The 19,501-nt window shown below is 67.7% G+C and carries 16 protein-coding genes and 2 tRNA genes; 3 read left to right on the top strand and 15 right to left on the bottom strand.

Annotated elements, in window-relative coordinates; all coding sequences use genetic code 11:
• Window positions 1–133: 133 nt before the first annotated feature.
• From E3N94_RS11795 to E3N94_RS11760, 8 genes are all read right to left on the bottom strand, one after another.
• A tRNA-Leu gene (locus tag E3N94_RS11795) sits at window positions 134–209 on the bottom strand.
• A gap of 79 nt (window positions 210–288) precedes the next feature.
• Window positions 289–1,821, bottom strand: coding sequence for an NAD(P)/FAD-dependent oxidoreductase (locus E3N94_RS11790; protein WP_104100836.1), 1,533 nt, complete (start codon window positions 1,819–1,821; stop codon window positions 289–291).
• A 38-nt stretch (window positions 1,822–1,859) separates the two neighbouring features.
• Window positions 1,860–3,086, bottom strand: a complete 1,227-nt coding sequence (locus E3N94_RS11785; protein WP_104100890.1) for a S8 family serine peptidase — start codon at window positions 3,084–3,086, stop codon at window positions 1,860–1,862.
• A 50-nt stretch (window positions 3,087–3,136) separates the two neighbouring features.
• Entirely contained in the window at window positions 3,137–3,658 is a 522-nt protein-coding gene (locus E3N94_RS11780; RefSeq protein WP_104100835.1) for a DUF501 domain-containing protein, read from the bottom strand.
• Window positions 3,655–4,131 (bottom strand): septum formation initiator family protein, encoded by a 477-nt coding sequence (locus E3N94_RS11775; RefSeq protein WP_134343481.1) that lies wholly within the window; start codon window positions 4,129–4,131, stop codon window positions 3,655–3,657. The genes E3N94_RS11780 and E3N94_RS11775 overlap by 4 nt, the downstream gene beginning before the upstream one ends.
• A gap of 124 nt (window positions 4,132–4,255) precedes the next feature.
• Window positions 4,256–5,536: a phosphopyruvate hydratase gene (gene eno, locus E3N94_RS11770; RefSeq protein ID WP_104170826.1), complete on the bottom strand. Its 1,281-nt coding sequence runs from the start codon at window positions 5,534–5,536 to the stop codon at window positions 4,256–4,258.
• 106 nt (window positions 5,537–5,642) lie between these two features.
• Window positions 5,643–6,899 (bottom strand): histidine--tRNA ligase, encoded by a 1,257-nt coding sequence (gene hisS, locus E3N94_RS11765; protein ID WP_134401710.1) that lies wholly within the window; start codon window positions 6,897–6,899, stop codon window positions 5,643–5,645.
• 403 nt (window positions 6,900–7,302) lie between these two features.
• Window positions 7,303–8,034: a MazG family protein gene (locus tag E3N94_RS11760; RefSeq protein WP_134570292.1), complete on the bottom strand. Its 732-nt coding sequence runs from the start codon at window positions 8,032–8,034 to the stop codon at window positions 7,303–7,305.
• An 88-nt stretch (window positions 8,035–8,122) separates the two neighbouring features.
• On the opposite strand from E3N94_RS11760, the gene E3N94_RS16620 reads away from it, so the two are divergent.
• Window positions 8,123–8,293, top strand: coding sequence for a hypothetical protein (locus tag E3N94_RS16620; RefSeq protein ID WP_166785378.1), 171 nt, complete (start codon window positions 8,123–8,125; stop codon window positions 8,291–8,293).
• A 183-nt stretch (window positions 8,294–8,476) separates the two neighbouring features.
• On the opposite strand, the gene mfd is transcribed toward E3N94_RS16620, so the two are convergent.
• Genes mfd through E3N94_RS11745 form a run of 3 tightly spaced genes read right to left on the bottom strand, consistent with a single transcriptional unit; the run spans window position 8,477 to window position 13,387 of the window.
• Window positions 8,477–12,103 (bottom strand): transcription-repair coupling factor, encoded by a 3,627-nt coding sequence (gene mfd / locus E3N94_RS11755; RefSeq protein ID WP_134343485.1) that lies wholly within the window; start codon window positions 12,101–12,103, stop codon window positions 8,477–8,479.
• 52 nt (window positions 12,104–12,155) lie between these two features.
• Complete coding sequence (gene pth / locus E3N94_RS11750) at window positions 12,156–12,737, bottom strand: aminoacyl-tRNA hydrolase (RefSeq protein ID WP_134570291.1); 582 nt, start codon at window positions 12,735–12,737, stop codon at window positions 12,156–12,158.
• Window positions 12,738–12,775: 38 nt separating this feature from the next.
• Window positions 12,776–13,387 carry a 50S ribosomal protein L25/general stress protein Ctc gene (locus E3N94_RS11745; protein WP_104100828.1) on the bottom strand — a complete coding sequence of 204 codons (612 nt, stop codon included), beginning with the start codon at window positions 13,385–13,387 and terminating at the stop codon, window positions 12,776–12,778.
• 339 nt (window positions 13,388–13,726) lie between these two features.
• Between E3N94_RS11745 and gndA the strand changes: the two genes are divergently transcribed.
• Window positions 13,727–15,184, top strand: coding sequence for an NADP-dependent phosphogluconate dehydrogenase (gndA, locus tag E3N94_RS11740; RefSeq protein ID WP_104100827.1), 1,458 nt, complete (start codon window positions 13,727–13,729; stop codon window positions 15,182–15,184).
• 122 nt (window positions 15,185–15,306) lie between these two features.
• On the opposite strand, the gene E3N94_RS11735 is transcribed toward gndA, so the two are convergent.
• The gene (locus tag E3N94_RS11735; RefSeq protein ID WP_134570290.1) at window positions 15,307–16,266 is read right to left on the bottom strand and encodes a hypothetical protein; all 960 of its coding nucleotides are present in this window, start codon (window positions 16,264–16,266) and stop codon (window positions 15,307–15,309) included.
• Between the two features lie 225 nt (window positions 16,267–16,491).
• On the opposite strand from E3N94_RS11735, the gene E3N94_RS11730 reads away from it, so the two are divergent.
• Window positions 16,492–16,860, top strand: a complete 369-nt coding sequence (locus tag E3N94_RS11730) for a hypothetical protein (protein ID WP_104100825.1) — start codon at window positions 16,492–16,494, stop codon at window positions 16,858–16,860.
• 97 nt (window positions 16,861–16,957) lie between these two features.
• On the opposite strand, the gene E3N94_RS11725 is transcribed toward E3N94_RS11730, so the two are convergent.
• From E3N94_RS11725 to E3N94_RS11715, 3 genes are all read right to left on the bottom strand, one after another.
• Complete coding sequence (locus E3N94_RS11725; RefSeq protein ID WP_104100824.1) at window positions 16,958–17,935, bottom strand: ribose-phosphate diphosphokinase; 978 nt, start codon at window positions 17,933–17,935, stop codon at window positions 16,958–16,960.
• Window positions 17,936–19,360 carry a bifunctional UDP-N-acetylglucosamine diphosphorylase/glucosamine-1-phosphate N-acetyltransferase GlmU gene (gene glmU / locus E3N94_RS11720; RefSeq protein WP_104100823.1) on the bottom strand — a complete coding sequence of 475 codons (1,425 nt, stop codon included), beginning with the start codon at window positions 19,358–19,360 and terminating at the stop codon, window positions 17,936–17,938.
• A 62-nt stretch (window positions 19,361–19,422) separates the two neighbouring features.
• Window positions 19,423–19,494, bottom strand: a tRNA-Gln gene (locus tag E3N94_RS11715).
• Window positions 19,495–19,501: the final 7 nt, after the last annotated feature.

Raw genomic sequence — 19,501 nt, 5'->3', positions numbered from 1 at the left:
GGGGGCAGGGATTTACCGCGGCATCCGTTCAGGGTCTGCCGGCCGGTTGAACGACTAGGCATGCATGCTGTCGCCCGGGCGGCGGGAGTCGGGGCCGTGACGCGGTGACGCTGTGACGCTGTGACGTACCGTGTGGTGCCCCCGCTGGGGGTCGAACCCAGACTGTGACGATTTTAAGTCGTCTGCCTCTGCCATTGGGCTACGGGGGCACGCCCGGCGAAACCGAACGCCTCAAGCGTAGGGGCTGCGGGCGTCATCGGTTTCTCTCGGTGACGCCCGCAGACGCTGTTACTTGACGGCTGCGGTCGCCGCGGCCTTCTCGGTCGTCCCTGCCGGAGCGACTTCCGCAGCCTTGTCGGCCGCGGTCTTTCGCGGGGCTCGGGGTGCACGCGCCGTTGCCTTGGCGGCGGGACCCGTGCCGGGGCCGGCTACGGTGGCCGCTGCCTTGGCCGATGCGGCGACGGTCACCGGAGCCTTGGCCGGAGCGGCAGAATCCACGACCGGCTTGGGCCGCGAGGCGAACTCCGCGAACGTGGCCCGCGGGTTCTGCACCGCGGCCAACGAGACGATGTCGCGACCGAGGAAGAAGTTGTTCATCCAACCCCAGATGATGCGCAGCTTGCGCTCCCAGCTGGGCATGGCCAGGCCGTGGTAGCCGCGGTGGGCGAACCAGGCCGGCAGACCCGTGATGGCGATCTTGCCGGACTGGAAGACACCGGAACCGATGCCGAGGCCGGCGACGGCACCCAAGTTCTTGTGCAGGTATTCCTCGGGATTCTCGCCGCGCAGCACCGCGACGATGTTCTTCGCGAGGAGCTTGCCCTGGCGAACCGCGTGCTGAGCGTTGGGCACGCAGAAGCCGCCCACTCCCCCGCCACTCAGGTCGGGAACGGCGGTGATGTCGCCGGCGCCCCAGGCGTCCGCGATGATCTCGTCATCGGTTCCGACGCGCAGGTCGGGGCGCACCTGCAGGCGACCACGATCTTCGATCGGCAGGTCGGTGTGGCGCACGATGGCCGGGTTAGCCATGACTCCGGCTGTCCAGACGATCAGATCGGTCTCGAAGCTCTCACCGGTGGACAGTTCGACCTTGCCGTCGACCGAGCTGGTCAGCTGCGTGTTCAGGTGGATTTGCGCGCCGCGTTCGTCGAGGTGCTTGATGACCCAGAGGCTGGTCGGCAGCGAAACTTCGGGCATGATGCGCCCCATCGCCTCGATCAGGTGGAAGTGGGTGTCGTCGAACCCGATCTGCGGGTAGGACTTCAGCAGCGATGACGCGAAGGAACGCAGCTCTGCGAAGACCTCGATGCCGGCGAAGCCCCCGCCGATGACGACGAAGGTGAGCAGGCGGTCGCGCTCGGGGCCGGCCGGAAGTTGGGCAGCCTTGTCGAAGTTGGTGAGCACGCGGTCACGGATGGCGACGGCTTCCTCGATGGTCTTCAGACCGATGGCCTGGTCCGCGACGCCCGGGATCGGGAACGTGCGCGACACGGCGCCGGCCGTCACCGCGACGACGTCATAGACGAATTCGTAGGGCTCGCCAATGGGCGGGGTGATGGTCGCGGTTTTCGTGGCGTGGTCGATGTGGGTGACCTTGGCCGTCACGACGTTGGTCTTCTTGAGGTGACGACGGTGCGCGACTGCGGCGTGGCGACCCTCGATGGAGCCGGCTGCGACCTCCGGCAGGAACGGCTGGTAGGTCATATACGGCAGAGGGTCGACCATGGTGACCTCGGCCTCGCCGGCGCGAAGCCATTTCTCCAGCTTCCACGCGGTGTAGAACCCGGCGTAGCCGCCACCGACAATAAGAATTTTGGGCACTATGAAAGTCCTCCTACATGATTTGGCTGCACGAAAACTTACCGTTTTGACCGGATTCGCTTGATGTGCCGAGTGGCCCCGGTGCCGAGCAGCGTTACCAGAGTACCAAACCCGACCAGGACGAGGAGCGGCACTGTGACATACGTCAGCGTGAGCGGGCTGGGCAACCATGCCGCGACGACGCTGGGGGCAGGCAACGCCGGGTCTTCCTGCGGCGCGACCGGCACCTGCGTGGCGGTCTGCGGCGTGGGCTCGACCTCGGTGTCCGCCCGCCGGTGTACCCGGATCCACTCCTCCAGCAGGGCGGCCGGTTCCGGGCTCGTGGATGCCGGCACGGCCGCAGTGACCGCCGCCGCGGCATCGATCAGACCGTTGCCGTAGATCGGGCTGGGCACGACCCGCCCGTTCGGGTCGGCAGTTTCGATGACCCGGTTCATCACCTCCGCAGCATCGAGGCGGGGATAGGCGGCGCGCACCAGGGCGACCAGGCCCGACACGATGGGCGCGGCCGCGCTGGTGCCGTTCCACTGCACGTAGCCGCCGCCCGGAACGACGCCCACAAGTTGCTCGCTGGGCGCGGCCACCGAGATCGTGATGCCCTGCGAGGACGCGTCGAAGCTGGCGCCCTTGTTGCGGTCGACACCGGCGACCGTGAGCACCCCAGGGATGGTGGCCGGGGCTCCGACCTCGGTGGTGCCGCTGCCTCGGTTCCCGGCGGCGGCGACGACCACGACGTCGTTCTCGAACGCGTAGAGGAAGGCGTCGTCCCAACTCGGCGGCCAGTCCAAGGTGTTGCGGGTGAGGGACATGTTGATGACGTCGGCGCCGTTGTCGACGGCCCAGCGGATGCCCTCGGCGATCTGGTCGTCGTTGCTGAGGGTGGCGTCGCTGGTGCCGAAGGCCACCGAGACGGCCAGGAGCGACGCCTCGGGAGCCACTCCCAGCACGCCGGACCCCTCACCCGTGCCGCGTCCGGCCAGCAGGGATGCCACCAGAGTCCCGTGCTCACTGCCTTCTCCGACGGGCGTCTGCCCATTGGCGGAGCCGAGCCCGGAGACATCCGTTCCGCCGACGACCGCACCGGTGAGGTCGGCGACGTCGGCGACACCCGTATCGATGACGGCCACCGTCACGCCCGCGCCACGGGTCGTATTCCAGGCCTGGGTGAATCCGTAGTCATTGAGCCAGTACTCAAGGTCACGCACCTGCGTGTTCTCCGCGAAGGCCGGCGCGGTCGGTGCAACGAAAGCCCCGCCCAGCGCCATGGTCAGGCCCAGGGCGACGCCCGCGCCGATCCGACGCCAGGCGGAGCGGGTCACTCGTCGGCCGTGGTGTAGTCGAGGCACTCGCAGACGGCGGGCGTCCAGGCCGCCCGGCCGAGGGCCAGATCTCCGATCGGGTTCACTCCGGGGCCTGCGGCCAGAGAGTGGGCGGCCAGCGCGTGCAGGCATTTCACGCGTTCAGGCATACCACCGGAGGAGATGCCGACGATTTCCGGAACCGTGCCCAGGATCTCGCGGTCGGCAAGGAAGCCCTCATGCGCACGCCGGTAGCGGGCACGCACCTGCTCGTCATCGGCCAGCAACTGGTTGTACTCGTTCATCACCTGGGTGGCCTCGAGGAACGACAGCGCGGCGGTCGCCGCGGGGTGCGTCAGGTAGTACAGCGTGGGGAAGGGGGTGCCGTCGGCAAGGCGCGGCGCCGTCGCCACCACGGTCGGGGCGCCGCAAACGCAGCGCGCGGCGATGCCCACGACGTTGCGGGCCGGGCGTCCCAGCTGAGCCGAGACGATGGTGATGTCGTCCTCGGTGACCGAATCGAAGGGAGGCCTGGTCATTTCGCGGCCTCGGGAGCCAGACCGGCCGTCATTACGGAGGCGAACATGGAGGAGAGCCAATCGACGTTGGTGGTTTGGATGGTGGGGGTGGCGACCGGTGCGGCCGCGTCGCCCGCGACGGGCAGGGCCAGATCGTTGATCACGAGGAAGCTCACGTCGCCGGGAAGCACATAGGACAGTCGGTCCCTGGCCTGCGTGGTGACGTAGGTGCGGTCGTTCCAGCGTTCCCGCTCACTCTTCAACTCTTCCACGGCGCCCTGCTGGGCCTCGACCGCCGCCGTGAGCGATTCGATCTGCTGGCGCTGGTCGGCGTAGGTGCGGATGCCGGGCGCCAGGACGATCACGGCCATGATCAGGAGGCCCATCATCACCAGGGAAAACCCGGACAGGCGCAGGCCGCGCAGCCAGCGAGCGGCCGCGGTCTCGGTCGGGGGCAGCGCGACGGGCTGTTCTTCGGCGCGTTTCCTGGCCACGGCAACCCCCTTCGTGAATCGCTGGTCGCGATTGTCCCGCACTGGAACCCTAACCGCAATCGGACAAAAAAATGGAGCTCCCGAAGCCGCGGGGTGAACCCGCGCTCCGAGAGCTCCAGTCGAACTACGCCTTGAAGCGCGGGAAGGCAGAGCGGCCCGCGTACACGGCGGCCTCGCCCAGCTCTTCCTCGATGCGGAGCAGCTGGTTGTACTTCGCGACGCGCTCGCTGCGGGCGGGTGCTCCGGTCTTGATCTGGCCGGCATCCGTCGCAACCGCGAGGTCGGCGATGAAGGTGTCCTCGGTCTCACCGGAGCGGTGCGAGATGACGGCGGTGTATCCGGCGCGCTGCGCGAGGGACACCGCGTCAAGCGTCTCGGTCAGGGTGCCGATCTGGTTGACCTTGACCAGGATGGAGTTCGCGGTGCCGAGGGCCAGGCCCTTGGCAAGGCGCACCGGGTTGGTCACGAAGAGGTCGTCGCCGACGATCTGGACCTTGTCTCCGAGCTCGGCGGTGAGGTGAACGTAGCCGTCCCAGTCGTCTTCCTCGAGCGGGTCTTCGATCGAGACGAGCGGGTAGGCCGCAACGAGCTCGACGTAGTACGCGGACAGCTCCAGGGCGGTGAGTTCCTTGCCCTCGAAGTGGTAGACGCCGTCCTTGTAGAACTCGGAGGCGGCGCAGTCGAGCGCCAGACCGATGTCCTTGCCGGGCGTGTAGCCGGCGTTCTGGATGGCTTCGACGATGAGGTCGAGAGCGGCACGGTTGCTCGGCAGGTTGGGGGCGAATCCACCCTCGTCGCCGAGGCCGGTAGAGAGGCCCTTGGACTTGAGCAGCGCCTTGAGGGCGTGGTAGGTCTCGGTGCCCCAGCGGAGGCCCTCGGCGAAGGACTCGGCTCCGAGTGGGACGACCATGAATTCCTGAATGTCCACGTCGTTGTCGGCGTGGGAGCCTCCGTTGATGATGTTCATCATCGGGACCGGAAGGGTGTGTGCGTTCGGGCCACCGAGGTAGCGGAACAGCGGCAGGCCGGCCGAGGTCGCGGCGGCCTTGGCGACGGCCAGGCTGACGCCGAGGATAGCGTTGGCGCCGACGCGGTGCTTGTTGTCGGTTCCGTCGGTCTCGTTCAGGACGGCGTCGATGATGCGCTGGTCAGCGGCGTCGAGGTCCTCGACTGCCGGGCCGAGCTCGTCGATGACAGCGTCAACGGCCTTGCGGACGCCCTTGCCCAGATAACGTGACTTGTCGCCGTCATGCAGCTCGTAAGCCTCGAACGCACCGGTGGATGCGCCGGACGGAACGGCGGCACGGCTGACCGAACCGTCATCAAGCAATACCTCGACCTCAACGGTCGGGTTGCCTCTGGAGTCAAGAATCTCGCGCGCTACTACTGCCTCAATGAGAGCCACAGCTATCTCCTGTTTCCTATATTTTTTTAATTGTTGGGGTGTTGGTCTGAAGGAATCGAGGAAGACAGCGCCGTGTTCCAATCCCATAACAGTCTAGCGACTGGCCTCAGCCGCCGAGGGGACGGAAATCGAGTTCGCCCGCGCCGGAGGCATCCGCCCCGACGAACGAGTAGCGCCCGTAACCGGCTCCGGCCGCGCGTTCCAGCAGCGCCTTGACGTTCTTGGTGCGCTGTTCGAGGCGCACCCGGAGGCCCTGTTCGACCAGTGTTCGCTTGAGCGCCACGAGCCGGGCCGGGTCTGTTCCCTTGTTGTACACCAGTACGACGGCGTTCTCAGCGGATGCCGCATCCACGCCCAACAGGTCGACGATGCGCTCGAACCCGATCGAGAACCCGCAGGCCGGCACCTCGGTGCCGAGGAAGCGGCCGATCATGCCGTCGTACCGGCCGCCGCCGCCGAGGGAGTAGCCGAGATCGGGGTGTGAGATCTCGAAGATGGTGCCGGTGTAGTAGCCCATCCCGCGCACGAGGGTCGGGTCGAACACGAGCCGAACCTCGGGCATCGCGGCGCGCAGCGCGAGCAGGTCGGCGAAGGCGTCCGTGTTGAGCCAGGCCGGCGGCGTCGGCTCGGCGGCCGTCCAGCCGGCATCGGCGATCTGGGTCAGGGTATCGGCCACGCCGTCGGTGGCGATGCCCAGGCCGGCGAGCTCCGTGACAACCCCGTCGACGCCGATCTTGTCGAGTTTGTCGATCACGATCAGCGCGCGTTCGTTCAGCTCGGGAGCCACGCTCCAATGGGCGAGCAGGGCGGTCAGGATGCGGCGGTCGTTGACGCGGATGGAGCACCCGGTCAGGCCGAGGGCGTCGAGCGCGGCGGCGGTCGCGGTGATCAGCTCAATCTCGGCAAGCAGGCCGGACTCGCCGATGATGTCGATGTCGCACTGCACGAACTGCCGGTAGCGGCCCTTCTGCGGACGCTCCGCCCGCCAGACCGGCGCGATCTGGATGGACCGGAACACCGTCGGAAGTTCCGCCCGGTGAGTCGCGTAGAACCGGGCGAGCGGAACGGTGAGGTCGAACCGCAGGCCCAGGTCGGCCAGCCCGAGCAGGTCGCCGGATGCGGCGGCGGCCGCGGCATCCGTCGGCTTCAACCCACGCTTCAGCACGGCGAAGGCGAGTTTCTCGTTGTCGCCGCCGAGCCCGGAGTGCAGTCGGGCCGCGTCTTCCATCACCGGGGTCTCGATCTCGTCGAAGCCGTGCGCCGCGAAGCTTCGCCGGATCACGGCCAGTGCGTGTTCCCGGGACGCCTTGTCGGCGGGGAGGAAGTCGCGCATGCCGCGGGGAGGGGTCACTGGTGTTGCCATAGCCCCAATTGTGTCAGTTCGGGTCGGCCCGTCGATTTCCGCCGGGACGCCCGACACGGTCTCTCATGCGATGTAGTGCAAGATGTCGAAGTGGTTGTCACCGGCGCCCTGACGATGGTCAGGAGGGTGGACATCCAGGCCACTTCCTCGGCCTGCGCTGTGACCTGCTTCTCCTGGGCCAGCGCCAGGGCGATGCGAAGCAGACGGCGATGGCGATGAACTGCTGCGAGGCATCGAATTCGTCACCGATCTGAGCGGACAGAAGACCATTGACAGATGTCTGGCTCATGGTTGGACTGTTCCGCCACCGCCCTGTCGGCACCGCCGCGTGGCCTCAGCGCAGGCCTTCGCGCAAGCCTCAGCCGCGCAAGCCTCAGCCGGGCAGGCCTCAGCCGGGCAGGCCTCAGCCGGGCAGGCCGATGATGCCGGCGTCGGCAACGTCGCCGGCATCCGTCGTCTCGGCCTCGCGGATCTCGTCCTGCAGACCGCGGAGGGCCGCGCGCAGGGCACGTTCGGAGTCGAGCCCCTGACTCTTGGCCGCAGACACGATGGCCAGCAGCAGCGGGCCGAGCTGGCCCTCGGTCTCGATCGGAAGCGGGAACGCGGCCTCGGTGCCGAGCAGCCCGATCTTCTGGGCTCGGCCGAGCACCTTGTCGGCGAGCGCGAGCGCCGGCATACCCTGCGGGATCCCGTCGAGCACGCTCGTGCGGGAGGGCTTCTCCGCGGCCTTGAAATCATCCCAAGCGAGGGCCACGTCGTCGGCCGTTTCCAGGTTCAGGTCGCCAAAGACATGCGGATGCCGCCCCACCATTTTCGCGGTCATATGCGCGGCGACATCGTGGATGTCGAAGTCTTCGCCCGCGGTGTGCGCAGCGAGGTCGGCGTGGAAGACCACCTGGTAGAGCACGTCGCCGAGCTCCTCGAGCATCTCGTCGCGGCTGCCCGACTCGATCGCCTCGATCAGCTCGTGCGTCTCTTCGGTCAGGTACTGCACCAGAGACTCGTGGGTCTGCTCTGCGTCCCACGGGCATCCGCCCGGTGCACGCAGGAGAGCCACCACGCGCACGAGTTCGTCGAGATTGGAGGCGGATGCCGGGACGGATGCCGGGACGGTGGGATTCTCTGTAAAGGACACGCGACAACTCTAATCGCCCGGAATTGACGGAGTCTGCGGGGCCTGATCCGTCCCGTGAGGAGCCCCAGCCCCGGTCTATGCCGGCGCCATGATTTTCACGGAGTTGCCGCTGCCAGGCATCGGGATGCGGCCGGAGCTCACGGTGGCCGGCGAGCGCCGGGTAGGCGACTCAGTGTTCATCGTGGGTACCCGGAGCCGTTTGCGGGCCACCGCCGCGATCCTGCGCCCGATGCCTGGCAGCGGCGCACCGGAGACCTGAGTGGAGTATCCGGCGTCGTACCAATTCGACGGAGATTTTCTCGAAAGAGCGCTCTCTAGGTGTGTTTACGTTCGATTTGGACAGAATCTCCGTCGAATTCGTTCGGGACGGAACCGCTGAAAGACGGGTCGGACCCACGGCCACTCGTCAAGCGATCGCGACGGGCCACCCGGCCGCGGCGGGCTACGCGACCGCGACGACGGGACGCGGGAAGAGAGCGTCGAGTAGGTTGCCGGCCCAGGCGATCAGCGCCGCATCCCCAAGCGGTTCCCCGTTGATGCGCGGCATGGGCACGGTCAGCGCACCGTTCTGGGTGAAGTAGCGCGACCCGGGGTACATGCGCTGCAGGCGCACCTGCATCGAGTCGGCGAGGTTCGCCGGCGACACGCGCAGGTTCGAACCCATCGCGACGACCTCGCCGAGACTGGCCTGCTGGGCCAGCCAGCGCAGCCGGGAGACCAGGATGAGGTTCTGCACCGGCTGGGGCGGCTCGCCGTAGCGATCGGTGAGTTCGTCGAGGACCAGGTCGATCTGGTCCTTCGCGGCCGTCGGCGAGCTTGCGGCGGACAGCTTCTGGTAGGCCTCGAGGCGCAACCGCTCGCTGTCGACGTAGTCTTCGGGGATGTGGGCGTCGACGGGCAGTTCGAGCCGCAGCTCCGTCTGGCCCTCCGCGACGTCGCCGCGGAAGGCGCTCACGGCCTCGCCGATCATGCGCAGGTAAAGGTCGAAGCCGACCCCGGCGATGTGCCCGGCCTGCTCGCCGCCGAGCAGGTTGCCCGCGCCGCGGATTTCGAGGTCCTTCAACGCCACCTGCATGCCGGCGCCCAGTTCGTTGTTCGCGGCGATGGTCGACAGCCGGTCGTGGGCGATCTCAGTCAACGGTTTGTTCTCGTCGTAGAGGAAATAGGCGTAGGCGCGCTCCCGGCCGCGGCCGACCCTCCCCCGCAGCTGATGCAACTGGCTGAGCCCGAACTTGTCGGCGCGGTCGATAATGATCGTGTTCGCGTTGGCGATGTCCAGGCCGGTCTCGATGATCGTCGTCGAGACCAGCACATCGAATTTGCGCTCCCAGAAGTCCACGACGACCTGTTCCAGCTGTGCCTCCGGCAACTGGCCGTGCGCCACGGCGATCCGTGCCTCCGGCACGAGCTCGGCCAGCTTCGCGGCCACCCGGTTGATGCTGGACACCCGGTTGTGCACGACGAAGATCTGGCCCTCCCGCAGCAGCTCCCGCCGGATGGCCGCGGCGACCTGGCGGTCGGAGTACGGTCCGACGAAGGTGAGGATCGGGTGCCGGTCCTCCGGCGGGGTGGCCAGGGTGGACATCTCCCGGATGCCGGTGACCGCCATCTCCAGCGTGCGCGGGATGGGCGTGGCGCTCATCGCGAGGATATCCACGTTGGTCTTGAGCTTTTTCAGCGCATCCTTGTGCTCCACGCCGAAGCGCTGCTCTTCGTCGATGATCACGAGGCCCAGGTCCTTGAACACGATGGAGTCCGACAGCAGCCGGTGGGTGCCGATCACGAGGTCGACGGTGCCGTCGAGCATGCCCGCCATGGTTTCGCGGGATTCCTTCTCGGTCTGGAATCGACTGAGCGCGCGCAGGTGCACCGGGAATCCGGCGAAGCGCTCCTGGAACGTCTCCATGTGCTGGCGCACGAGCAGGGTCGTCGGCACCAGCATGACGACCTGCTTGCCGTCCTGGATCGCCTTGAAGGCGGCGCGCACGGCCACCTCGGTCTTGCCGAACCCGACGTCGCCGGAGAGCAGCCGGTCCATCGGGATGGGCCGTTCCATGTCGGCCTTGACCTCGTCGATGGTGGTGAGCTGGTCGGGCGTCTCGGCGAACGGGAACGCCTCCTCCAACTCGCGCTGCCAGGGGGTGTCCGGCCCGAACGCGTGGCCCTTGCTGGCCATCCGTGCGGAGTAGAGCTTGACGAGTTCGACGGCGATGTCCCGCACGGCACGACGCGCCTTGGTCTTCGCGGCCGACCAGTCGCTGCCGCCCATTTTGCTGAGCGTCGGCGCCTCCCCGCCGACGTAGCGGCTGACCAGGTCGAGCTGGTCGGTGGGCACGTAGAGCTTGTCACCCGGGTGCCCGCGCTTCGACGGCGCGTATTCGAGCACGAGATATTCACGCTTGGTCTTGACCGGGTTGCGCCCGCCGCTGGAGACCTCACGCTGGGTGAGCTCGATGAACCGGCCGATGCCGTGGGTCTGGTGCACGACGTGGTCGCCGGCCTTCAGCTGCAGCGGGTCGACGACGTTCTTGCGCCGGCTGGCCAGCTTCTTCACCTGGCGCGCGTCGTAGCCCACGGTGCGGCCGTAAAATTCGGACTCGCTGACCAGGGAGAATTTCGTCTCCGGCAGTTCGAAACCGTGGTCGACGGATGCTTTCAGCAGGTAGGCGATACCGGCCTCGGGTCGGCTCGGCCATTCCGTGACGATCCGGGCGGGCAGCTCCCGCTCGGCCAGAACGTCGGCGGCGCGTTCGACCAGCCCGGCACCCTGGGCGACGATGCCGACGGTCCAGCCGGCCTTCAGCCGCTCGGCCAGGTGACCGACGGCGCCCTCGACGCTGCCCTGGAAGCTCGGCACGGCGTCGCCCTCGACCCGCACCGTGAGCAGGTCGTCGAGTTCCCGGTGCTCGGGCAGCACCGGGGCATCCGTCGGCGCCGCCTGGAAGGAGCTCAGGGTCCACCACACGTGCGCGGACGCCGGGGCGCCGGGTGCACTGAACTGCACGGCCTCCCGCAGCCGCCCGAGGGTGAGGAAGTCGCCCGACTCCAGGTCGATCGGCGCCTCGGCGCCCGCGGTCGCGGCGCTCCACGCCGCGCCCAGGAACTCCCGGTTGGTCTCGGCCAGGCTGATCGCCCGGGATGCGACGCGCTCGGGCGAGATGACGGCGACGGCCGCCTCCGCGGGCAAATAGTGGGTGATCGGCACGAGCCGGTCGACGAGAGCAGGTGCGAGGCTCTCCATGCCCTCGACCGGGATGCCCTCGGCGATCTTCGCGAGCAGGCCGGACAGGCTCGGGAACTCGTGCTGCATCTCACGGGCCCGCTGCCGAACGGCGGGACTGAGCAGCAGCTCGCGGCTCGGCGGCAGGCTCACCGAGTCGACCGGGGCAGGAAAGGAGCGCTGGTCCGCGACCGAGAACGCGCGGATCTGCTCGACCTCGTCCCCGAAGAACTCCACCCGGAAAGGGTGCGGGGCGATCGACGGGAAGACGTCGAGGATGCCGCCGCGCACCGCGAACTCACCGCGCCGCGTGACCATGTCCACCCGGGCATAGGCAACGTTGACGAGCTCACGTGCGATGGCGGAGAGGTCGTGACCACGTTGGCCGGCGACCAGGTCGATCGGCTCGTAGTCGGTGAGGTTGTCGGCCACAGGCTGCAGCGCGGCGCGCACGGAGGCGATGACGATCAGGGGGCGTCGGGCGGCCGGGGCGCTCTCCTCCCACTCGCGCATCCGTCGCAGGGCGAAGAGGCGCTTGCCGACGATTTCGGCGCTGGGGCTGAGCCGCTCATGCGGCAGCGTCTCCCAGGCCGGGAAGTCGATGATCTCGGCGTCGGCGGCGAAGCAGGCAAGGTTCTCGTGCAGCGATTCCGACTCCCGCCCGGTGGCGGTGATCAGCAGCAGGGCCGGGGCCTTGCCCAGCCGGGTGCGCTGCTCGAGCAGGGCGGCGAGCAGCGGGGCGCGAAGCCCCTCGGTGAGAGAGAAATCGACGTTCCGGTTCGCGAAGGCGAGGGCATTGTCGAATGTGGAGGCGCGCGAAAGTGTGGCAATTAAGCCCTGGAGAGTCACCGGAGCATTCTACGCAACCCAGCTGACAGCCAACCCGGGCGATCAAGGGGAATCAGGGGGCGTGGAACTTCTGCTGCGCGGCAGTGACGCCCTCGGCTGCGATGAGTTCGATCGCGTCGGCGGCATCCGTCAACAGGTTGGGCAGAGCCGAACGTTCCGGGGACGTGAAGTCGTGCAGCACGAAGTCCGCGGCCGGCTGCCGGCCAGGCGGGCGCCCGATGCCGACGCGGATGCGGATGAACTCGTTCGTACCCGCTGCGGCGATGATGTCGCGCAGGCCGTTGTGGCCGCCGTGGCCGCCGCCGACCTTGATCTTCATCGTGTCGAACGGGAGGTCAAGGTCGTCGTGGATGACGATCAGGTGCGCGGGCTCCAGCGAGTAGAAGCGAAGCAGCGCGGCCACCGGCCCGCCGGACACGTTCATGAACGTGTTCGGCTTGGCCAGCACCAGTTTCGGCCCCCCGGGGAAACTGCGCCCCTCGGCGACCGACGAATTCGTTTTGTGGTTCCTGAAAGCCGCCGACAGGCGGTCGGCGAGCACGGCAGCCACCATGTGGCCGACATTGTGTCGGTTACCGGCGTAGTCGGGCCCGGGGTTGCCGAGCCCGACTACGAGCCAAAGATTGTCGTCCAGGGGAATCCTCCGCTTACGACGAAACCAGAAGGGGATGACTACTCGGCGGGAGCGGCCTCGGCGTCGCCCTCGGCGACCTCGGCCTCTTCTTCCTCTTCCTCTTCTTCCTCGGCCGGCAGGTGCACGAACGCGACGACGGCGTCTTCGTCGGAGATGAGCGTGGCGCCCGTGGGGAGCACGACGTCCTTCGCGCGGATCTGGTCGCCGTCTTCGAGGCCCTCGATGGAGACCGGAAGGTTCTGCGGGATGCTGGTGGCCTCGACCTCGAGCAGGAGGGTCTTGGTGTCCAGGTCGGCGATGGTGCCGGGGGCCGACTCGCCGTTCAGGTGCACGGAAACCTCGACCTGAACCTTCTCACCCTTTCGGATGACGATCAGGTCGAGGTGCTCGATGATCTGGAGGAACGGGTCCTTCTGGACGTCCTTGACCAGGGTCAGGTGGCTCTTGCCGTCGATGTCCAGCTCGAGGACTGCGTTCGCGCGGCGCAGCAGCAGGCCGATCTGGTGCGCGGGGAGCGCGACGTGAACCGGGGTGGTGCCGTGGCCGTACATGACGGCGGGGATCTTGCCCAGCACGCGCAGCTTGCGGGCAGCACCCTTGCCGAACTTCACGCGCAGGTCGGCGACAATCTTGTTGGTGGCGTCAGCCATGGTGTTTCTCCTTGCGGACCGCTACGGCCCAGATCTGGTTTGCGGACGATGCCCGCAAAGGTGGGTACTGGTTCATTTTTCAACTCGAACGCGTGTCAGCGTGAGGAAAGGCCGTGAAGCATTCCGCCGCGTCGATAACGGATGCCGCACCCTCGGTTTCCCGGCGGGCGGCAGCCCTCGCCGAAGTTCAACTCGTAAGTCTAGCGGAGGCGACGGCGCGCGGCGAACGCGCGCAGCGGCATCCGTCACCGGCGCCGCCCGCGTCACTCCACGTCACGGCCATGGGCCGAGCGACTAGCCTTGAAGGAGTTCTGAGAACAGATAGCTGAAGGAGCAAACGTGGCCGAAACCGGCGCAGCACAGGCAAACATTGGCGTAGTGGGACTGGCGGTGATGGGCTCGAACCTCGCCCGCAACCTGGCCAGCCGTGCGGGCAACACCGTGGCGGTGTTCAACCGCTCCCCCGAGCGCACCCGCCTGCTCACGACCGAGCACCCCGAGGCCGGCTTCGTCGCCTCAGAGACCATCGAGGAGTTCGTGGCGTCGCTGCAGAAGCCGCGTACCGCGATCATCATGGTGCAGGCCGGTGCGGGCACGGATGCCGTGATCAGCCGACTGACCACCCTGTTCGAGCCCGGCGACATCATCGTGGACGGTGGCAACGCCGACTTCCAGGACACCATCCGCCGCGAGAAAGAGGTGCGCGCCACGGGCGTGAACTTCGTCGGGGCCGGCATCTCCGGCGGCGAAGAGGGTGCCCTCAAGGGCCCCAGCATTATGCCCGGCGGCTCGGTGGAGGCCTACAAGACCCTCGGCCCGATCCTCGAATCGATCGCAGCCGTCGTCGACGGCGTCCCCTGCGTCACTCACATCGGCACGGATGGCGCCGGTCACTTCGTCAAGATGATCCACAACGGCATCGAATACGCCGACATGCAGCTCATCGCGGAGGCCTACGACCTGCTCCGCAAGGTGACCGGGCACTCCCCCGCCGCCATCGCCGATGTGTTCACCGAGTGGAACGAGGGTGACCTCGAGAGCTACCTGATCGAGATCACCGCCGAGGTGCTGCGCCAGGTCGACGCCAAGACCGGCCTGCCATTCATCGATGTCGTGCTCGACGAGGCCGGCTCGAAGGGCACCGGCGTGTGGACCGTGCAGAACGCGCTCGACCTGGGCGTGCCCGTCGGCGGCATCGCCGAGGCCGTCTTCGCCCGCGCCGTGTCCAGCCATCCGGAGCAGCGCGTCCCCGTGCGCGCCGCCATCACCGCGCGCCCGGAAATCGCCGTCGTCGGCCACACCTTCCAAGACGACGTGCGCCAGGCGCTCTACGCGTCGAAAGTCGTTGCCTATGCCCAGGGCTTTGACGCGATCATCGCCGGTGCGAAGAAGTACGGCTGGACCGTGGACAAGGGCGCCATCGCCACGATCTGGCGCGGCGGCTGCATCATCCGGGCCCAGTTCCTGAACCGCATCGTCGACGCCTACGCCAACGACCCGTCGATCGCCTCCCTGCTCGCCGACCCGTACTTCGCCCAGGCCGTCGCCGACGGCGAGTCGGCGTGGCGCCGCGTGGTCTCGACGGCGGCACTGTCGGGCATCCCGGTTCCCGGCTTCGCGTCGGCGCTCAGCTACTTCGACTCGCTCGCGAGTGAACGGCTCCCCGCCGCACTCGTGCAGGGCCAGCGCGACTTCTTCGGCGCGCACACCTATAAGCGCGTCGACATGCCCGGAACCTTCCATACCCTGTGGTCGGGGGACCGCAGCGAGATCGAGACCGAGGGCTCCTCGCTCTAGAGCCGCTCCTCCGGTGGCGCAACTGTTGCCGGAGCGGACGAGTGTTGCCCGCACACCGGCAACAGTTGTCCGCTCCGGCAACAGTTTTATGCGCTGGCAACACCTGTGTGTCAGCCGGCAGATTATCGAAGGACCGGGAGGCCTGCGGTTGTGAGGATGCGCAAGAGCGAACCGCGCTGGCGCACATCGGAAGGACCCCAGCGGGCCATGCGATTGCCTTCCGAGCGGAGGTCATCCTCGCGCACCTTCTCCCGGGTGACCGCCTCCCCGGGCGTGAGTCCCCGGAGATACTCCGCCTTCAGGTATTTGCCCTGCCCGTCGAACTCCCCGATCAGACGATAGGCCGGCCACTCGAAGTCGGTGAAGTAGAAGCCGCCGCGAGGGTTGCGATGGCACGTCTGCAGCAGGGGATCGGGGAAGCCCAGCTCGAAGATCGCCACACGACTGAGCGATTCACCCGGGTTGTCCGCATTGGGCCGTCCGAAGCGGATGGCCCGTTCCGCCTTCACCCACCCCCGGGGCGACACCGACTCCTGGAGTTTCTCGCGCAGCACCTCGTCCGTCAGGAAGACCTCCGGGGATGCACTTCGCGGATTGAGGGCATGATCGATCGCGACGACGGCTGTGGCGAAACTCCTGGTGCGCGCCAGGTCGAGCAGGGTGCGCGCGGGACCGGTCACGAGCATCCCGTCGATGTCGACGATGTCACCGTCGGGAACGTCGAGGCGGTGGACCGTCACGCCATTCTTGCTCCGCGCCCGGGACTGCGGTGGTGCGAGCACGTGCACCGTGCTCGGCCAGGCCTCGGCCAGGGGAATCCCCCACACGGCCGCCGCCGATTGATGGCTGATCAGAGGGTCGCGCATTCGCGTGGCGACGACCGCGCGGATCTCGGCGAGGTGCCTCTGTCGCGGTGGGAGCGGCCCCCAGTGTTCCGTCGTGGTGAAGACACCGCGGCGTAGCCGTAGTGCACTCCTCCCGAACTGCGCCTCGCGCCGAAAGTGCCGGTCGTCTGACTCTGTGGCGGCGGCCCCGCCCGAGAGGTACAGCCCGGTGTGCTCGTCGATTCGCGCGTCAGCCATCTGCCGAGGTTCGCGGTGTGAAGCGGGTAGGGTGCCGCTCCCCCCGTGTTCCGTGGGGCCCGCGCGGCCCGGGGAGCCTGGGGAGGGGTGGCCGCGTCGCTCCCGGCGGAACAAACGTTGCCGCAGCGGACGACTGTTGCCCGCACACCGGCAACAGTCGTCCGCTGGGGCAACTGTTGGGGAGGTTCAGCACGAAGCAGCCTTGTTTGCGATACTGGGAGCCTGATGACGAGCGACGACCACCCCGAACTCTCCGGTTACGAGCCGCTGGACGCCGGCCGGCCCCTGCGCAGTCCGCGCACCCTCCTGATCATGCGCATCGTCGTCGTGCTCGGGCTCGTGGCGCTGATCGTGCCCGGCATCCTGACGAGCGTGCAGGTGGCGACGACCACGGCCGCCAATGCGTGCAGCGTGGCCACGGCTCGGTACTATCCGGGCGCCGTCGACTTCGACGCCCGCTTCGAGCTGAACGGTCCGGGCGGCTTCGGCTGGCAGTGCTACGCGATCGATCTGAACGAGCGCGAGACATATGTCGTGCCGCTCGGCATCATTCCCTCGGCGCCCCGGGCGCCCAGCACCGAGATGCCGGCGTAGACCCGGTCCCGATCAGGACTGAGCCCCGACAGACTGGTGGCCGGTCACCGACATCCGTCGACGACCGGCCGGGGTTCGCTGTGCGAAGGGCCCGCGGCTATGCGGCGCCCTCGAACATCGAGGTGACGGAACCCTCGTCGAAGACCTCGTGGATGGCCCGTGCCAGAAGCGGCGCGATCGGCAGTACGGTGAGCGTGGGGAAGCGCTTCTCCTCGGGGATCGGCAGGGTGTCGGTGACGACGACCTCGGAGATCGCGGGATTCTGCAGCAGCTCCAGCGCCGGGTGGCTGAACACGGCGTGGGTGGCGGCGACGACGACGCCGATCGCGCCGGCGGCGCGCAGGGCCTCGGCGGCGAGAACGATTGTGCGGCCGGTGTCGATCATGTCGTCGACGATCAGGCAGACGCGACCCTCGACCTGGCCGACGATCTCGTGCACGGAGACCCGGTTGGCGACCTTCGGGTCGCGACGCTTATGGATGATGGCCAGCGGGGCGCCGAGCTTGTCGCTCCAGATGTCGGCGACGCGCACGCGGCCCATGTCAGGCGAGACGACAGTCAGGGTGGCCGGGTCGAGCTTCTCCTTGAAGTGCTCGAGCAGCACGGGCATGGCGAAGAGGTGGTCGACGGGGCCGTCGAAGAAGCCCTGAATCTGGGCGGCGTGCAGGTCGACGGCCATGATCCGGTCGGCTCCGGCGACCTTGAACAAGTCGGCGATCAGCCGGGCCGAGATCGGCTCGCGGCCGCGGCCCTTCTTGTCCTGGCGGGCGTAAGGGTAGAACGGCGCCACGACCGTGATGCGCTTGGCGGAGGCCCGCTTGAGCGCGTCGACCATGATCAGCTGTTCCATCAGCCACTCGTTGATCGGGTCGGTGTGCGACTGGATCACGAAGGTGTCCGAGCCGCGCACGCTCTCATCGAATCGCGCGTAGATCTCGCCGTTCGCGAAGGTGCGTGCGTCGGTGTGAACGAGTTCGGTACCAAGTTCCGTGGCGATGTCCAGTGCCAGTTGCGGGTGTGCTCGCCCCGAAACCAATACAAGTCGCTTTTCGCCGCTGGTCTTGATTCCAGACACCTAGTCTCCACTCTTTGCCGCAGCCGCCGCCGCATCGGTTCCTGGGCGGTTGGTCTGTACCCAGCCGTCCATATTGCGTTGTGGGGCCACGGTGAGGCCCAAGGCCCCGGCCGGCACGTCCTTACGGACGATTGTTCCGGCACCCGTGTACGCCCCGTCCCCAATCCTAATCGGCGCGACGAACACGTTGTGCGACCCGGTGCGCACGTGGGACCCGATCTCACTGTGGTTCTTGGTCACACCGTCGTAGTTAGCGAAGATCGTGCCGGCCCCGATGTTCGATCCCACTCCCACGGTCGCGTCGCCGACGTAGCTGAGGTGCGGCACTTTGCTACCCACGCCGATGGTCGCGTTCTTGGTCTCGACAAAGGTACCGATCTTGCCGTCAGCGCCCAGATTCGTGCCCGGGCGCAGATAGGCGAACGGACCGACGGATGCGCCGGCGCCGATGACCGCGAGCGTCGCATCCGTGCGCTTCACCACCGCGTTCTCGCCGATTTCACAATCGAGGAGGGTGGTGTCCGGGCCGATCACGGCACCGGTCTCGATCACGGTCGAACCGAGGATCTGCGTGCCCGGCCGGATGATGACATCCGGAGCCAGCTTCGCCTTGAGGTCGATCCAGGTGGTGGCAGGATCCTGCACGGTCACGCCGGCCAGCTGCCAGCCGTAGACGATGAGGCCGTTCAGCTGGCGCGCGGTCTCGCTGAGCTGGGACCGGTCGTTGATGCCGGCCACCAGCCAGGCGTCGGCGACCGGCACGGCCCGCACTTCGGCCCCGGCCTGGCGCAGCAGCCCGACCACGTCGGTGAGGTACTTCTCTCCCTGCGCGTTCTCGGTGGTGACGTTGGCCAGCTGCTCGCGCAACTCGGCTACGCGGAAGACGTAGACCCCGGCGTTCGTCTCGGAGATGGCACGTTCCTCGGCCGTCGCATCCTTCTGCTCGACAATGCGGTCGAAGGCGCCCTCTTCGGAGCGCACGATGCGGCCATAGCCGGTGGCATCTTCCGGAAAGGAAGAGAGCACGGTGGCCGAGACGTCCCGGTCGCGGTGCGCGGCGACGAAACTGGCCAGCGTGGCCGCGTTGAGCAGCGGCACGTCGCCGCTGACCACGAGCACGTCGCCCTCGAAGTCATCGGGGAGAGCGGTGATGGCCTGCTCCACGGCCCGTCCGGTGCCGGGCAGCTCGTCCTGGTCGACGATCAGGCTCTCGGGCAGGTCCTTGCCGACGAGGGCGGCCAGCTGGTCGCGCTCGTGGCGCACCACGGTGACGACATGTGCCGCTTCGAGGGCGCGGGATGTCGCCAGCACATGGCTGAGAATGGGCAGACCGGCCAACTCGTGCAGCAGTTTCGGAGTGCTTGATTTCATGCGGGTGCCCTGGCCGGCGGCCAGCACGACGATTGCGAGTCGGGAATCAGTCACGGGGTTTCCTCTAGCTTCGGTGGAGCCGCCCGGGGAAGACCGGATGGTGACGCCATGCAGTGCTCCGCCGCCAGGACTCGAACCTAGACCTAACAGCTCCAAAGGCTGTCGTGCTGCCATTACACCACGGCGGAATTCGTC

This window comes from Cryobacterium sp. Sr3, from assembly GCF_004402835.1.
Taxonomy (GTDB): Bacteria; Actinomycetota; Actinomycetes; order Actinomycetales; family Microbacteriaceae; genus Cryobacterium; species Cryobacterium sandaracinum.
This window is presented reverse-complemented; position numbering and strand designations above follow the sequence as displayed.

What these genes read in the sequence shown, in the direction of transcription:
- E3N94_RS11785 (WP_104100890.1), bottom strand. Translation starts at nt 3,086, where the DNA reads ATGGCGCTGGGCGGGGCTTTCGTTGCACCGACCGCGCCGGCCTTCGCG.
- E3N94_RS11780 (WP_104100835.1), bottom strand. Translation starts at nt 3,658, where the DNA reads ATGACCAGGCCTCCCTTCGATTCGGTCACCGAGGACGACATCACCATC.
- hisS (WP_134401710.1), bottom strand. Translation starts at nt 6,899, where the DNA reads ATGGCAACACCAGTGACCCCTCCCCGCGGCATGCGCGACTTCCTCCCC.
- E3N94_RS16620 (WP_166785378.1), top strand. Translation starts at nt 8,123, where the DNA reads ATGATTTTCACGGAGTTGCCGCTGCCAGGCATCGGGATGCGGCCGGAG.
- E3N94_RS11745 (WP_104100828.1), bottom strand. Translation starts at nt 13,387, where the DNA reads ATGGCTGACGCCACCAACAAGATTGTCGCCGACCTGCGCGTGAAGTTC.
- E3N94_RS11735 (WP_134570290.1), bottom strand. Translation starts at nt 16,266, where the DNA reads ATGGCTGACGCGCGAATCGACGAGCACACCGGGCTGTACCTCTCGGGC.
- E3N94_RS11730 (WP_104100825.1), top strand. Translation starts at nt 16,492, where the DNA reads ATGACGAGCGACGACCACCCCGAACTCTCCGGTTACGAGCCGCTGGAC.